The 15,228-nt window shown below is 68.9% G+C and carries 14 protein-coding genes; 13 read left to right on the top strand and 1 reads right to left on the bottom strand.

Annotation, left to right across the window (positions count from 1 at the left end; translation table 11 throughout):
* Nucleotides 1-114 precede the first annotated feature (114 nt).
* Nucleotides 115-1,485 carry a flagellar basal body P-ring formation chaperone FlgA gene (gene flgA / locus DIE12_RS14885; RefSeq protein ID WP_124551296.1) on the bottom strand — a complete coding sequence of 457 codons (1,371 nt, stop codon included), beginning with the start codon at nucleotides 1,483-1,485 and terminating at the stop codon, nucleotides 115-117.
* Nucleotides 1,486-1,690: 205 nt separating this feature from the next.
* Here flgA and DIE12_RS14880 point away from each other — a divergent pair, with 205 nt between their 5' ends.
* The 13 genes from DIE12_RS14880 (at nucleotide 1,691) to DIE12_RS14820 (ending at nucleotide 15,203) form a co-directional block, all read left to right on the top strand.
* Nucleotides 1,691-2,179, top strand: a complete 489-nt coding sequence (locus tag DIE12_RS14880) for a flagellar basal body rod protein FlgB (RefSeq protein ID WP_124520532.1) — start codon at nucleotides 1,691-1,693, stop codon at nucleotides 2,177-2,179.
* Between the two features lie 37 nt (nucleotides 2,180-2,216).
* Nucleotides 2,217-2,642, top strand: a complete 426-nt coding sequence (gene flgC / locus DIE12_RS14875; protein WP_044847874.1) for a flagellar basal body rod protein FlgC — start codon at nucleotides 2,217-2,219, stop codon at nucleotides 2,640-2,642.
* 67 nt (nucleotides 2,643-2,709) lie between these two features.
* Nucleotides 2,710-3,456 (top strand): flagellar hook assembly protein FlgD, encoded by a 747-nt coding sequence (locus DIE12_RS14870; protein ID WP_044847875.1) that lies wholly within the window; start codon nucleotides 2,710-2,712, stop codon nucleotides 3,454-3,456.
* 28 nt (nucleotides 3,457-3,484) lie between these two features.
* Nucleotides 3,485-4,726, top strand: a complete 1,242-nt coding sequence (flgE, locus tag DIE12_RS14865; RefSeq protein WP_044847876.1) for a flagellar hook protein FlgE — start codon at nucleotides 3,485-3,487, stop codon at nucleotides 4,724-4,726.
* Between the two features lie 20 nt (nucleotides 4,727-4,746).
* Complete coding sequence (gene flgF / locus DIE12_RS14860) at nucleotides 4,747-5,505, top strand: flagellar basal-body rod protein FlgF (protein WP_044847877.1); 759 nt, start codon at nucleotides 4,747-4,749, stop codon at nucleotides 5,503-5,505.
* A gap of 35 nt (nucleotides 5,506-5,540) precedes the next feature.
* Entirely contained in the window at nucleotides 5,541-6,329 is a 789-nt protein-coding gene (gene flgG, locus DIE12_RS14855; RefSeq protein WP_014895799.1) for a flagellar basal-body rod protein FlgG, read from the top strand.
* Nucleotides 6,330-6,350: 21 nt separating this feature from the next.
* Nucleotides 6,351-7,040: a flagellar basal body L-ring protein FlgH gene (gene flgH / locus DIE12_RS14850; RefSeq protein WP_044847878.1), complete on the top strand. Its 690-nt coding sequence runs from the start codon at nucleotides 6,351-6,353 to the stop codon at nucleotides 7,038-7,040.
* A gap of 5 nt (nucleotides 7,041-7,045) precedes the next feature.
* Nucleotides 7,046-8,224 carry a flagellar basal body P-ring protein FlgI gene (locus DIE12_RS14845; RefSeq protein ID WP_124520531.1) on the top strand — a complete coding sequence of 393 codons (1,179 nt, stop codon included), beginning with the start codon at nucleotides 7,046-7,048 and terminating at the stop codon, nucleotides 8,222-8,224.
* Nucleotides 8,225-9,223 (top strand): flagellar assembly peptidoglycan hydrolase FlgJ, encoded by a 999-nt coding sequence (gene flgJ, locus DIE12_RS14840; RefSeq protein ID WP_044847879.1) that lies wholly within the window; start codon nucleotides 8,225-8,227, stop codon nucleotides 9,221-9,223. It abuts the gene before it with no gap.
* A 233-nt stretch (nucleotides 9,224-9,456) separates the two neighbouring features.
* Complete coding sequence (locus DIE12_RS14835; protein ID WP_124520530.1) at nucleotides 9,457-10,212, top strand: flagellar brake protein; 756 nt, start codon at nucleotides 9,457-9,459, stop codon at nucleotides 10,210-10,212.
* 192 nt (nucleotides 10,213-10,404) lie between these two features.
* Nucleotides 10,405-12,387: a flagellar hook-associated protein FlgK gene (flgK, locus tag DIE12_RS14830; protein WP_124520529.1), complete on the top strand. Its 1,983-nt coding sequence runs from the start codon at nucleotides 10,405-10,407 to the stop codon at nucleotides 12,385-12,387.
* 23 nt (nucleotides 12,388-12,410) lie between these two features.
* Nucleotides 12,411-13,649 (top strand): flagellar hook-associated protein FlgL, encoded by a 1,239-nt coding sequence (gene flgL, locus DIE12_RS14825; RefSeq protein ID WP_124520528.1) that lies wholly within the window; start codon nucleotides 12,411-12,413, stop codon nucleotides 13,647-13,649.
* A 246-nt stretch (nucleotides 13,650-13,895) separates the two neighbouring features.
* Complete coding sequence (locus DIE12_RS14820; RefSeq protein WP_124486643.1) at nucleotides 13,896-15,203, top strand: solute carrier family 23 protein; 1,308 nt, start codon at nucleotides 13,896-13,898, stop codon at nucleotides 15,201-15,203.
* Nucleotides 15,204-15,228 lie beyond the last annotated feature (25 nt).

Here is a 15,228-nt window from a genome sequence, read left to right as displayed (position 1 = left end):
GGTTTCCTGGACGGTATGACCCAGATAACGGCCGGGTCGGCCCGAACTTTAGCATCGTGAGCCCGAAATTCTCCGAATAAACAATTCTTTACAATCTTGCGGTGCGATCCGGCCCTACAGCGGAATTTCGACGGTTCCGGCATCCTTGACGATCGCCGTGACGATTTGCCCCGCGGCCATCCGGACCCGCACCGACTGCCCCGGCGCCGCATTCGCGAGCGCGCTGCCCTCGGCCGAGATCGTGAAGCCGGGCCCGGCCGCGACGACCCGTACCGTCTGCCCGGCCGACACCGACGCGGCGCTCTTCAGCATGTCCTGGCGCAGCGGCAGCCCGGCCGAGATCCGCGCCAGCGCGGTCGCGCCGACCGACTGCGCGGGATCGGTGATCACCGCGAGCGGCAGCACAGTCAGGTCGCCTTCGCGCGCGACGAGGTCGGCCGCGGTGAGCGGCTCGCCGGGCGCGATCTGGCGCGCGGCGACGTAATAGGTGGCCTGCACGGCAACCTTCGCCTGCAGGTAGACGGTCCACGGCCGCTCGCCCGCGCAGCGCACGCCGACCGTTGTGCGGCCCCACAGGCGCGCGCCGGTCGGCAGGAACGGCTCGAGCGTCGTGCACGCGGCGAGCCCGCGCGGAAACGCGGCCGCGACGGTCGCGGTCGTCTTGCCCGGCAGGCCCGCGACCTGCTGCTGCAGGAATGCGAGCGCCGTGCGCCGGATCGTGTCGGGGTCCTGCTGGCCGGGCGGTGTCGCCGGCTGGGGCGCGGCGGCTACCTGGGGCGGGTTGGCGGCAGCCGCCGGTGCGCGCGCGGCCGGCGCGGCTGAAGCGGCGCGGGCCGCGGCGAGGCGCGCGGCGATGGCCGGTCGCGCGGAATTCGATGCCGGGTCGGCCGCGCCGGCGACGACGGTCGCGACGGCGCCCGGATCGGCGGCGCGCAGGGCACCATAACCTGCGTTCGAGGCGTTCGAGGCGTTCGAGGCGTTCGAGGCGTTCGAGGCGTTCGAGGCGTTCGCGGTGGTCGTGGCGTTCGTGCGCGCGGCGGCGTAGGCGGGGCGCGGCGTCGGCACGGCAGCCGGCGGCGGGACATTCATCACGACCATCGAGCCAGCCGGCTGCGCCGCGTAGCGGGCCGCGGCCGCGCCGGTCACGCCGGCAGCACCACCCGCGCCACCTGCGCCACCCGCACCGACTGCACCGACTGCACCGACTGCACCGACTGCACCGACTGCACCGACTGCACCGACCGTCGTGGCCACACCTGTACCCGTACCCGAAGCCGTCCCCGAATTCCCGCCGAACTGACCGCCGCTCGCCGCGTTCGCCTGCGCGAGCGCGGTCTCGGCCGTTTCGCCGCGGCCGGGAATCACGATCATCCCGTCGTCCGCGTGCGCGGCCGGCACCGCGAGCCACAGCGCCGCGGCGAGCGCGAACGCACGCGGCCAGCGCGTGCCGCGTCCGTGGTTGCCGCGAAGTGCGCTGCCTGTCATCGCCGTGTCCTCGAAGCCGTTGATCCGATTCGCATTCTAGGGAGCCGGGCCGCCGCGCAAACGATGAATAGAGGGGGCCTTTGCCGCGTTATTCGTCCGATTGCCGGTTGCGCCCGCCGCCTACCATCGCTGTCATGGAAAAAAGCCCCTTGGGTCGCCATCCGGCGCAACGGGCGTGCAGCGCTTCATACGGAGAGACGCACACATGCTGGACAAACTCGATGCCGAATTCGCGTTCGGCCGACAGGCGCTCGACGTGCGCGCCTATCGGCAGGAATTGCTGTCGTCGAACATCGCGAACGCCGACACGCCCGGCTACCAGGCCCGCGACGCCGATTTCGCGTCGACCCTCGCGCGCTCGCTGAAGCAGGCCGGCGGCGGCCTCGCGCCGAGCAACGCCGCGCAGCTGCCGATGGCGCAGCCGGCCGGCGTGGCGAGCGGGATGACGATGGTGTCGACGGCACCCGGCCACATGGCCGGCACCGCGAAGCTGATGCCGGCCGGCGGCCCGGCCGACGACTACGGCCGCGCGCAGTACCGGATGCCGCTGCAGCCGTCGCTCGACGGCAACACGGTCGATCTCGACGTCGAGCGCGTGCAGTTCGCGAACAACGCGCTGCACTACGAAACCGGGATGACCGTGATGACCCAGCAGATCAAGGCGATGATCGCCGCGATCTCGACGAACTCGTAAGCGCAACCGAACCCGAGCACAAGCACCAGGAGCCTCCATGCCCTCGTTGATGAACATCTTCGGCGTCGCCGGTTCGGCGCTGTCCGCGCAATCGCAGCGCCTGAACGTCACCGCGTCGAACCTCGCGAACGCCGACAGCGCGACCGGCCCCGACGGCAAGCCGTACAAGGCCAAGCAGGTCGTGTTCGCGACCGACCCGATGGGCGGCGCGCGCACCGCGTCCGGCCAGGGCGTGGGCGGCGTGCGCGTGACGAAGGTCGTCGACGATCCGTCGCCGATGAAGTCGACCTACGACCCGGCGAACCCGGCCGCCGACGCGAACGGCTACGTGCAGATGCCGAACGTCGATCCGGTGCAGGAGATGGTGAACATGATCTCGGCGTCGCGCTCGTACCAGGCCAACGTCGAGACGCTGAACACCGCGAAGACGCTGATGCTCAAGACGCTGACGATCGGCACGTAAGCCGCGCGCCGAGCGACCTTCCACACCCGGGCCCAGACCCGACCGTTTCGACACAAGGCTATCCAGGATGACTTCCTCCAGCACGACGATCGGCAGCAGCGGCACCAACGTGTCGACCCTGCCGACCGACACGATGAACACCAACAACGTGTCGACGACCGGCACCTCGGCGAGCGACCTGCAGGCGACGTTCCTGAAGCTGCTCGTCACGCAGCTGCAGAACCAGGATCCGACGAGCCCGGTCGACAGCTCGCAGATGACGTCGCAGCTCGCGCAGATCAACACGGTGAGCGGCATCGCGCAGCTGAATACGTCGCTCACGTCGCTGTCGACGCAACTCGCGGCCGGCCAGCAGACGCAGGCCGCGCTGCTGATCGGCACGAACGTGCTCGCGCCGGGCAACAGCGTCGCGGTGAAGAGCGGCGCGGCATCGCCGTTCGGCGTGTCGCTCACGAGCGACGTGTCGAACCTGACGATCACCGTGAAGAACAGCGCGGGCGTCGTCGTGAACACGATCAACGCGGGCCAGCAGTCGGCCGGCACGGTGCCGTTCAACTGGACGCCGACGGATACGGCCGGCAACGCGCTGCCGGACGGCAAGTACACCGTGAGCGCGCAGTACACGGGCAGCGACGGCAAGACGTACGCGCCGACCGTGCTCGCGGCCGCGCAGGTACAGAGCGTGATCAAGCAGGCCGACGGCACGGCGGGGCTCGTGCTGTCGAACGGCACGACGGTGGGCTTGACCCAGGTCGCGTCGATTTTCCCGAACACCGCGTCGTCGTCGTCCGGCGGCACGACCACCAGCAACTGATCCAGCTTTCTCGAAAACGGAGACCGAAATGGGTTATCAACAGGGTCTGAGCGGCCTCGCCGGCGCATCGAACGCGCTCGACGTGATCGGCAACAACATCGCGAACGCGAACACGGTCGGCTTCAAGTCGAGCACCGCGCAGTTCTCCGACATGTACGCGAACTCGCTCGCGACGTCGGTCAACACGCAGATCGGGATCGGCACGACGCTCGCGTCGGTGCAGCAGCAGTTCGGCCAGGGCACGATCAACACGACGAACTCGTCGCTCGACGTCGCGATCAACGGCAACGGCTTCTTCCAGATGTCGAACAACGGCGTGACGACGTACTCGCGCGACGGCACGTTCCAGCGCGACAAGAACGGCTTCATCGTCAACTCGGCGGGCGCGAACCTGATGGGCTACGCGGCCGGCAAGAACGGCGTGCTGAACACCGCGCAGACCGTGGCGCTGCAGGCGCCGACGACCAACATCGCGCCGACCCCGACGACCAAGATCACCGGCCAGTTCAACCTGAACTCGCAGGACACGGTGCCGGCCAAGACGCCGTTCGACCCGACCGACACCACGACGTACAACTATTCGACGTCGATCCAGGTGTACGACTCGCTCGGCGGCTCGCAGGCGGTCAACATGTATTTCGTGAAGTCGGCGGCCGGCTCGTGGGAAGCCTACGCGGGCGTGCAGGGCGGCACCGCGACCGACCTCGGCACGGTCACGTTCGACACGTCGGGCGCGATCCAGAGCACGACGCTGCCGGGTTCCGCCACGCCGACCGCATCGCTCGGCCAGTTCCAGTTCACCGTACCGACCACCGACGGCTCGGCGACGCCGCAGAACCTCACGCTCGACCTGACCGGCACCACGCAGTACGGCGGCAAGGACGGCGTGAACAACCTCGCGCAGGACGGCTACGCGAGCGGCACGCTGACGACCTTCTCGATCGGCTCGGACGGCAAGCTGACCGGCAACTACTCGAACGGCCAGACGGCGGTGCTCGGCCAGATCGCGATCGCGAACTTCAACAACCCGAACGGGCTGACCAGCCTCGGCGGCAACCAGTACGCCGAGACGGCCGCGTCGGGCGTGCCGCAGATCTCCGCGCCGGGCAGCACGAACCACGGCACGCTGCAGGGCAGCGCGCTGGAGAACTCGAACGTCGACCTGACGTCGCAGCTCGTCAACCTGATCACCGCGCAGCGCAACTACCAGGCGAACGCGCAGACGATCAAGACGCAGCAGACCGTCGACCAGACGCTCATCAACCTGTAACGCGCGGATAACCGGCAGCCATGGACCGACTGATCTACACGGCGATGACGGGCGCGTCGCAGTCGCTCGACCAGCAGGCGATCGTCGCGAACAACCTCGCGAACGCGTCGACGACGGGTTTTCGCGCGCAGCTCGCGACCTACCGCGCGGTGCCGATGAATTTCGGCGACGGCAGCAACATCGACCCGACGACGACGCGCACCTACGTGCTCGCGTCGACGCCCGGCGCGGATTACGCGCCGGGTCCGATCACGCGCACCGGCAACCCGCTCGACGTCGCCGTGCAGGGCGCCGGCTGGCTGTCGGTGCAGACCGCCGACGGCAGCGAGGCGTACACGCGCGCCGGCAACCTGCACGTCGATGAAAACGGCCAGCTCGTCAACGCGAGCAACCTGCCGGTGCTCGGCAACGGCGGCCCGATCTCGGTGCCGCCGAACGCGGAAGTGACGATCGGCAAGGACGGCACGGTGTCCGCGCTGATGCCGGGCGACCCGCCGACGGCGGTCGCGATCGTCGACCAGATGAAGCTCGTGAACCCCGACCCGGCCACGCTCGCGCGCGGCAACGACGGGCTGTTCCGCACCGCCGACGGCAATCCGGCCGACGCCGACCCGACCGTGGTCGTCACGCCGAATTCGCTCGAAGGCAGCAACGTGAACCCGGTGACCGCGATGGTCGCGATGATCGACAACGCACGGGCGTTCCAGCTGCAGTCGAAGCTGATCCAGACGGCCGACCAGAACGAGCAGTCGGCGAACCAGCTGCTCAACTTCAGCTGAGCGGCCCGGCCCTCGCACCCAGGAGAAGATTCAACATGAACCGTTCGCTCTACATTGCCGCCACCGGCATGAATGCGCAGCAGGCGCAGATGGACGTGATCTCGAACAACCTCGCGAACACCAGCACGAACGGCTTCAAGGCGTCGCGCGCGGTGTTCGAGGATCTGCTGTACCAGACCATCCGCCAACCGGGCGCGAACTCGACGCAGCAGACCGAGCTGCCGTCGGGCCTGCAGCTCGGCACCGGCGTGCAGCAGGTCGCAACCGAGCGCCTGTACACGCAGGGCGGCCTCACGCAGACCGGCAACTCGAAGGACGTCGCGATCAACGGCGCGGGCTTCTTCCAGGTGCTGATGCCGGACGGCACGAACGCGTATACGCGCGACGGCTCGTTCCAGACCAACGCACAGGGCCAGCTCGTCACGTCGAGCGGCTACCAGATCCTGCCGGCGATCACGGTGCCGCAGAACGCGCAGTCGCTGACGATCGGCAAGGACGGCGTCGTGTCGGTCACGCAGCCGGGCTCGAGCAACGCGGTGCAGATCGGCTCGCTGCAGATCGCGACCTTCATCAACCCGGCCGGCCTCGAGGCGAAGGGCGAGAACCTGTTCGCCGAGACCACGTCGTCGGGCGCGCCGAACGTGTCGCAGCCGGGCCTGAACGGCGCGGGCGTGCTCAACCAGGGCTATGTCGAGGCGTCGAACGTGAACGTCGTGCAGGAGCTCGTCAACATGATCCAGACGCAGCGTGCCTACGAGATCAACAGCAAGGCCGTGACGACGTCCGACCAGATGCTGCAGACCGTCACGCAGATGAAGAGCTAACCGGAACGTCCCGTCGTCGCCATGAAGCAGGTTCGCCTCCTCCCGTCAGCCCCCGTCCGCGCCGCGTGCGCGGTCGCGGTGGCCGCGCTCGCCGGTTGCGCGCAGATTCCGCGCGACCCGATCATCCAGCAGCCGATGACGGCGCAGCCGCCGATGCCGATGTCGATGCAGGCGCCCGGCTCGATCTACAACCCCGGCTATGCGGGGCGGCCGCTGTTCGAGGATCAGCGGCCGCGCAACGTCGGCGACATCCTGACGATCATGATCGCGGAGAACATCAACGCGACCAAGTCGTCGGGCGCGAACACGAACCGCCAGGGCAACACCGACTTCAACGTGCCGACGGCCGGCTTCCTCGGCGGGCTGTTCGCGAAGGCGAACCTGTCGGCGGCCGGCACCAACAAGTTCGCGGCCACCGGCGGCGCGAGCGCGGCGAACACGTTCAACGGCACGATCACGGTGACCGTCACCAACGTGCTGCCGAACGGCAACCTCGTGGTCAGCGGCGAGAAGCAGATGCTGATCAACCAGGGCAACGAATTCGTGCGCTTCTCGGGGGTCGTCAACCCGAACACGATCTCGGGCGCGAACTCCGTCTATTCGACGCAGGTCGCCGACGCGAAGATCGAATACTCGTCGAAGGGCTACATCAACGAAGCCGAGACGATGGGCTGGCTGCAGCGCTTCTTCCTCAACATCGCACCGTGGTGATGACGATGCAGCAGCCTCTTTTCCACCGCCTGTCGTCCCGTGCGCGTGCCGTCGCGCGGATCGCCGCCGCGTTCGTGCTGGCGGTGTGCGCGCTCGGCGCGGCACCCGCGCACGCGGAGCGCCTGAAGGACCTCGCGCAGATCCAGGGCGTGCGCGACAACCCGCTGATCGGCTATGGCCTCGTCGTCGGCCTCGACGGCACCGGCGACCAGACGATGCAGACGCCGTTCACGACGCAGACGCTCGCGAACATGCTCGCGAACCTCGGCATCTCGATCAACAACGGCTCGGCCAACGGCGGGCCGTCGTCGCTGAACAACATGCAGCTGAAGAACGTCGCGGCCGTGATGGTGACCGCGACGCTGCCGCCGTTCGCGCGGCCGGGCGAGGCGCTCGACGTGACCGTGTCGTCGCTCGGCAACGCGAAGAGCCTGCGCGGCGGCACGCTGCTGCTCACGCCGCTGAAGGGCGCGGACGGGCAGGTGTACGCGCTCGCGCAGGGCAACATGGCGGTCGGCGGCGCGGGCGCGAGTGCGAACGGCAGCCGCGTGCAGGTGAACCAGCTCGCGGCCGGCCGGATCGTCGGCGGCGCGATCGTCGAGCGCGCGGTGCCGAACGCGATCGCGCAGATGAACGGCGTGCTGCAGCTGCAGCTGAACGACATGGACTACGGCACCGCGCAGCGGATCGTGTCCGCGGTCAATTCGAGCTTCGGCCCGGGCACCGCGACGGCGCTCGACGGCCGCACGATCCAGCTCGCCGCGCCGGCGGATTCCGCGCAGCAGGTCGCGTTCATGGCGCGCCTGCAGAACCTCGACGTGAGCCCGGACAAGGCCGCCGCGAAGGTGATCCTGAACGCGCGCACCGGCTCGATCGTGATGAACCAGATGGTCACGCTGCAAAGCTGCGCGGTCGCGCACGGCAACCTGTCGGTGGTCGTCAACACGCAGCCGGTGGTGTCGCAGCCGGGGCCGTTCTCGAACGGGCAGACGGTGGTCGCGCAGCAGTCGCAGATCCAGCTGAAGCAGGACAACGGCGCGCTCAAGATGGTGACGGCCGGCGCGAACCTGGCCGACGTCGTGAAGGCGCTGAACACGCTCGGCGCGACGCCGGCGGACCTGATGTCGATCCTGCAGGCGATGAAGGCGGCCGGCGCGCTGCGCGCAGACCTGGAGGTGATCTGAATGGCGGCGAATCTTCCGAACGCGAACGACCTGACGCAGCGCTTCGCCCTCGACGTGCAGGGCTTCGACGCGCTGCGCGCGCAGGCGAAGCAGTCGCCGCAGGCCGGTGCGAAGGCGGTCGCGGGCCAGTTCGACGCGATGTTCACGCAGATGATGCTCAAGAGCATGCGCGATGCGTCGCCCGACGGCGGGCTGCTCGATTCGCACACGTCGAAGATGTACACGTCGATGCTCGACCAGCAGCTCGCGCAGCAGATGTCGAAGCGCGGGATCGGCGTGGCCGACGCGCTGATGAAGCAGCTGCTGCGCAACGCGGGGCAGGGCACGGGCAGCGACACGGCGGCCGACGCGGGCGCGGCCGGGCTCGCTGCGGCGGGCCTGGGTGCGGCCGGCTCGGGCACGTCGGGCAACGAAGGCAGCCTCGCCGCGATGAACGCGATGGCGCGGGCCTACGCGAACGCGGCGAACAACGGCGGGCTCGCCGGCTCGCGCGGCTACACGGCCGGCAGCGCGCTGACGCCGCCGCTGAAGGGCGCGAGCGGCGTGCAGGACGCCGACGCGTTCGTCGACCGGCTCGCCGGCCCGGCGCAGGCGGCGAGCGCGACCACCGGCATCCCGGCGCGCTTCATCGTCGGCCAGGCCGCGCTCGAATCGGGCTGGGGCAAGCGCGAGATCCGCGCGAGCGACGGCTCGACGAGCTACAACGTGTTCGGCATCAAGGCGAACAAGGGCTGGACGGGCCGCACGGTGTCGGCGCTGACGACCGAATACGTGAACGGCACGCCGCGCCGCGTCGTCGCGAAATTCCGCGCGTACGACTCGTACGAGCACGCGATGACCGACTATGCGAACCTGCTGAAGAACAACCCGCGCTATGCGGGCGTGCTCAGCGCGAGCCGCAGCGTCGAGGGTTTCGCGCACGGAATGCAGAAGGCCGGTTACGCGACGGACCCGAATTACGCGAAGAAGCTGATCTCGATCATGCAGCAGATCGGCTGACGGGGCCGGGCCGCAATGGCCCCGCCTGCCGCCGTTTTTACAATCTTACGAACCGTGCCCGGTATCCCGCCGCGCGCGGTTTTCAACGTTTGCGCGAAAAATACCGGCGTTTCGATCTAAACTTTCGGTGAGCACTGCCGCTAAGTGTGAGAGACCTGTAACCGGGCCATGTTCTGGCCCGGTTTTACTGCGCACCGGTCGCCCGGGCGCCCTGAAAAGAAAACCGGCTAGCCATGAATATCGAAACGTCGACCGATCCGAGCCTGGATGCGGGCCATTCCGGGCCCGACTACGCCCGCCGCAATCCGCTGGAGATCGGCGTGCAGCTGCGCAACCTCGTGAACCGGGGCGACTTCCTGACCGTCCAGTACCCGGGCGGCCAGCTCGTCACGCGCCTGCTCGAGGTCGACGTCGGCGCGCGCACGTTCGCGTTCGACTGGGGCGCGCTGTCCGAGCAGAACGCCGGCATCCTCGGCGCGTCGCATTGCACCTTCGCGGCCGCGCCGGAAGGCGTGCGCGTCGAATTCACCACGAACACGCCGCGCGAGACGCGCTACGAGGGGCTGCCCGCGTTCGTCGCCGATTTCCCCGACGTGCTGATGTGCATCCAGCGCCGCGAGTATTTCCGCGTCGATGCACCGATCGTCGATCCGTTCCTGTGCCGCGGCCGGTTGCCGGACGGCGAGGGCTTCATGTTCGAGGTGCATAACCTGTCGCTCGGCGGCGTCGGCCTGCGGACCGCCGACGAGCGCGTCGAGACGCTCGATGTCGGCACGCTGCTGCCGGGCGTGGAGCTCGAGCTGAACGGCCACGGCAAGCTGTCGCTCGACCTGCAGCTCGTGTCGCAGCGTTCGACCCAGATGCCGAACGGCTCGCGCCGCTACCAGCTCGGCTTTCGCTTCATGTCGCTGCCGGGCAGCGCGGAGAACACGCTGCAGCGCCTGATCACGCAGCTCGAGATGAAGCGCCGCTCGCTCGCGCGGGCCTGACGCATCCGCTCGCGGCCCGGTTCGGGGCCGCTCTCGCACCGGCGCCGGCAGCGTGCGCCGGGCCGCTCGCCGGACGACGCGCATGCGCGCGTCGCGCGCGCATTTTTCCCTCAATTTTTCCGATCCGCGGCCGTTATACCGGGAGTCACGCAACCCGGCGGCCGCAGCGCGGCCGGCTCATCAGGATCGCGCATGTCCAACTCACTCATGAACCTCGGTGTCAGCGGCCTCAATGCCGCGCTCTGGGGCCTCACGACGACCGGCCAGAACATCAGCAACGCCGCGACGCCCGGCTATTCGGTCGAGCGCCCGGTCTATGCCGAGGCGAGCGGTCAGTACACGGCGAGCGGCTACATGCCGCAGGGCGTGAATACCGTCACCGTGCAGCGGCAGTACAGCCAGTATCTGAGCGACCAGCTGAACAGCGCGCAGTCGCAGGGCGGCTCGCTGTCGACGTGGTATTCGCTCGTCGCGCAGCTGAACAATTACGTCGGCAGCCCGACGGCCGGCATCTCGACCGGGATCACGGGCTATTTCACCGGGCTGCAGAACGTCGCGAACAACGCGTCCGATCCGTCGGTACGGCAGACCGCGGTCAGCAACGCGCAGATCCTCGCGAACCAGCTCAACGCGGCCGGCCAGCAGTACGACGCGCTGCGCCAGAGCGTGAATACGCAGCTCACCGACACCGTGTCGCAGATCAACACGTACACCAAGCAGATCGCGCAGCTGAACCGGCAGATCTCCGCAGCGAGCAGCCAGGGGCAGCCGCCGAACCAGCTGATGGACCAGCGCGACCTCGCGGTGTCGAACCTGTCGAGCCTCGCCGGCGTGCAGGTGGTGCGCAACGACAGCGGCTACAGCGTGTTCCTCGCGGGCGGCCAGCCGCTCGTTCTTGCCGACAAGAGCTACCAGCTCGCGACCGTCACGTCGTCGTCCGATCCGAGCGAGCTGACCGTCGTGTCGCAGGGGATCGCCGGCGCGAACCCGCCGGGGCCGAACCAGGCGCTGCCCGATGCGTCGCTGTCGGGCGGCACGCTCGGCGGCCTGCTCGCGTTCCGCAGCCAGACGCTCGACCCCGCGCAGGCGCAGCTCGGCGCGCTCGCGACCAGCTTCGCCGCGCAGGTCAACGGGCAGAACGCGCTCGGCGTCGACCTGGCGGGCAATCCGGGCGGCAACCTGTTCACGGTGGCGAACCCGACCGTCTATTCGAACCAGGGCAATACCGGCAACGCGGCGCTGTCCGTCTCGTTCGCCAACGCGTCGCAGCCTACGACGAGCGACTACACGCTGTCGTTTGACGGCACGAACTACACGCTGACCGACCGCGCGAGCGGGTCGGTGGTCGACCAGAAGGCGGGGCCGATGCCGGTCTCGCTCGGCGGGCTGAACTTCTCGTCCTCGTCCGGCGCGATGAATGCCGGCGACCAGTTCACCGTGCTGCCGACGCGCGGCGCGCTGACGGGCTTCGGCCTCGCGACGACGAGCGGCTCGGCGATCGCGGCCGCGTCGCCGGCCGTCACGTCGGCGTCGAGCACCAACATCGGCACCGCCAAGATCGCGCTGAGCGGGGTGACCTCCGGCTATCAGGTGCCGTCGACCAAGCTGACCTACGACGCGGCGACGCAGTCGCTGTCGGGCTTCCCGGCCGGTACCACGGTGACGATCCCGGGCACGCCGCCGACGTCGGTGACGATCAGCAATCCGACCGACCCCGTGCCGTACGACCCGTCGACCGGCGCGGCGATGACGATGTCGGGCACGGCCGCCGGTGCGCTGAACGGCGTGACCGTCACGCTGTCGGGCACGCCGTCGGACGGCGATTCGTTCACGATCGGGCCGTACGCGGGCGGCACGAGCGACGGCAGCAACGCGCTCGCGCTGTCGCGGCTCGTCAACGCGAAGACCCTCGGCGGCGGCACGACGACGCTTACGGGCGCCTACGCGAACTATGTGAACAACATCGGCAATGCGGCGAGCCAGCTCAAGTCGTCGAGTACCGCACAGACGGCGCTGGTCGGCCAGATCACGTCCGCGCAGCAGTCGGTGTCGGGCGTGAACCAGAACGAGGAAGCCGCGAACCTGATGCAGTACCAGCAGCTCTACCAGGCGAACGCGAAGGTGATCCAGACGGCGGCTTCGCTGTTCCAGACCGTGCTGGGCCTGTTCAGCTGAGCGGATTCGAGAGGATAGAAACGATGCGGATTTCCACGACCCAGTTCTACCAGCTGAACGTCGGCCAGATGAACGATCAGCAGGCCCAGCTCGCGCAGCTCTACCAGCAGATCTCGAGCGGCGTGAGCCTGTCGACGCCGGCCGACAACCCGTTGGGCGCGGCGCAGGCCGTGCAGCTGTCGATGACGTCGGCCACGCTGTCGCAATACGCGGCGAACCAGAGCACGGCGCTCGCGTCGCTGCAGGCCGAGGACCAGGCGCTGCAGAGCGTCGGCAACGTACTCGGCAGCGTCCAGTCGTTGATCGTGCGCGCCGGCGACGGCTCGCTCGCCGACAATAACCGCGCAGCGCTCGCGGCGCAGCTCGAGGGCTACCGCGACCAGCTGGTGTCGCTCGCGAACTCGACCGACGGCGCGGGCAACTACCTGTTCGCCGGCTACCAGAATTCGACGGCGCCGTTCACGAAGGACGCCGCCGGCAGCATCAGCTATGTCGGCGATACGGGCACGCGCACCGTGCAGATCGACGATTCGCGCAGCGTGCCGCAGGGCGACTCGGGCCTCTCGGTGTTCATGTCGGTGCAGGCGCTGGGCAACTCGCCCGTCCAGGCGGCCGGCGCGGCCAACACCGGCACGGCCACCATCGGCAACGTCACGGTGACGGATCCGTCGGCTGCGACCAACGGCCATCAGTTCACGATCACCTTCGGCGGCACGGCGGCCGCGCCGACCTACACGGTGACCGACAACTCGATTTCACCCCCGACTCCCGGGCCCGCGCAGGCCTATACGTCGGGCACCGCGATCGCGCTCGGCAACGGGATGAAGGTCGCCGTGTCGGGCACGCCGTCGCCCACCGACACCTTTTCGGTCACGCCCGCGCCGCAGGCGAGCGGGGTCGACGTGTTCTCGACGCTCGATTCGATGATCACGGCGTTGAAGACGCCCGTCGCCGGCAATCCGACGGCGACCGCCGCGCTGTCGAACACGCTGAGCACGGCCGCGACGAAGATCGGCAACTCGATGCGCAACGTCACGACCGTGCTGGCTTCGGTCGGCGGCCGCGAGCAGGAGGTCAAGGCGATGCAGACCGTCAACCAGACCGCGGCGCTGCAGACGACCAGCAACCTGTCGGACCTGACGAGCGCCAACATGGTCACGACCATCAGCCAGTACCTGCAGGTGCAGAACGCGCTGAGCGGCGCGCAGAAGGCTTACGCGCAGCTGCAGAACATGTCGCTGTTCCAGTACATCAATCCGTAATCCGCGTCGCGTCCGCTGCGATGTGAGCGCCCGCTCACATCGCGCGGTGCGCCGGCCGGCCGCCGCCGATGCGGTCGCGCCGCGCCGATTCCCGCGCCGATTCCCGCGCCGATGCCCGCCCGGCAGGCACGCCCGCCGCCCCGGCGGTTCGCGCTTGCCAGCCCCATTTCCGCTCCGTAAACTCGCGCCAGATTCCAGACCGGCGCACCGTCCCGCAGCCGGCGTACGACAGGAGCCCTTTTCCCCATGTCCGATTCCTACTTCCCGCGCTGGCGGGTGCAACCGACCGGCGCGGTCTCGCGCGTGGTCGGCCCCGACGAACGCCTCGCGTGGCCGCAGATGGTCGCGATGGGCGTGCAGCACGTCGTCGCGATGTTCGGCTCGACCGTGCTCGCACCGCTGCTGATGGGCTTCGATCCGAACCTGTGCATCTTCATGTCGGGTATCGGCACGCTGCTGTTCTTCGTGCTGGTCGGCGGCCGCGTGCCGAGCTACCTCGGCTCGAGCTTCGCGTTCATCGGCCTCGTGATCGCGGTGACGGGCTACGGCGGCAGCGGCCCGAACCCGAACATCCCGGTCGCGCTCGGCGGGATCGTCGCGTGCGGCGTCGTGTACGTCGCGCTCGGCGCGCTGGTGCAGGCCATCGGCACGCGCTGGATCGAGACGCTGATGCCGCCCGTCGTCACCGGCGCGGTGGTCGCGGTGATCGGGCTGAACCTCGCGCCGATCGCGGTCAAGGGCGTGTCGGCATCGACCTTCGACTCGGTGATGGCGCTCGTCACGGTGCTGTGCGTCGGCGGCGTCGCGGTGTTCGCGCGCGGGATGATGCAGCGCCTGCTGATCCTCGTCGGGCTGGTGATCGCCTACGTGATCTATGCGATCGCGACCAACGGGATGGGCCTCGGCAAGCCGGTCGATTTCGCGATCGTCGCGCAGGCCGCGTGGTTCGGCGTGCCGAGCTTCCGCGCGCCGGTGTTCGATCCGCACGCGATGCTGATGCTCGCGCCGGTCGCGGTGATCCTGGTCGCGGAGAACCTCGGCCACATCAAGGCCGTCAGCGCGATGACGGGCACCAACCTCGACCGCTACGTCGGTCGCGCGTTCATCGGCGACGGGCTCGCGACGATCGTGTCGGGCAGCGTCGGCGGCACCGGCGTGACCACCTATGCGGAGAACATCGGCGTGATGGCCGTCACGCGGATCTATTCGACGCTCGTGTTCGCGGTCGCCGCGCTGATCGCGATCGGGCTGGGCTTCTCGCCGAAGTTCGGCGCGGTGATCCAGACGATTCCGGGCCCGGTGCTCGGCGGCGTGTCGATCGTCGTGTTCGGGCTGATCGCGGTGACGGGCGCGCGGATCTGGGTCGTCAACAAGGTCGACTTCTCCGACAACCGCAACCTGATCGTCGCGGCCGTCACGCTGGTGCTCGGCGCCGGCGACTTCTCGCTGAAGATCGGCGGCTTCGGGCTCGGCGGGATCGGCACCGCGACGTTCGGCGCGATCATCCTGTACGCGATCCTGCGCAAGGAAAAGGAGCCGGGGCCGGTGGTGTGAGCCGCGGCGGGAGCAGGGCCGCGGG

Source organism: Burkholderia sp. Bp9015 (genome assembly GCF_003853505.1).
GTDB lineage: Bacteria > Pseudomonadota > Gammaproteobacteria > Burkholderiales > Burkholderiaceae > Burkholderia.
Note: the sequence above shows the minus strand (reverse complement) of the source record. Positions and strands in the feature narration are given on the sequence as shown.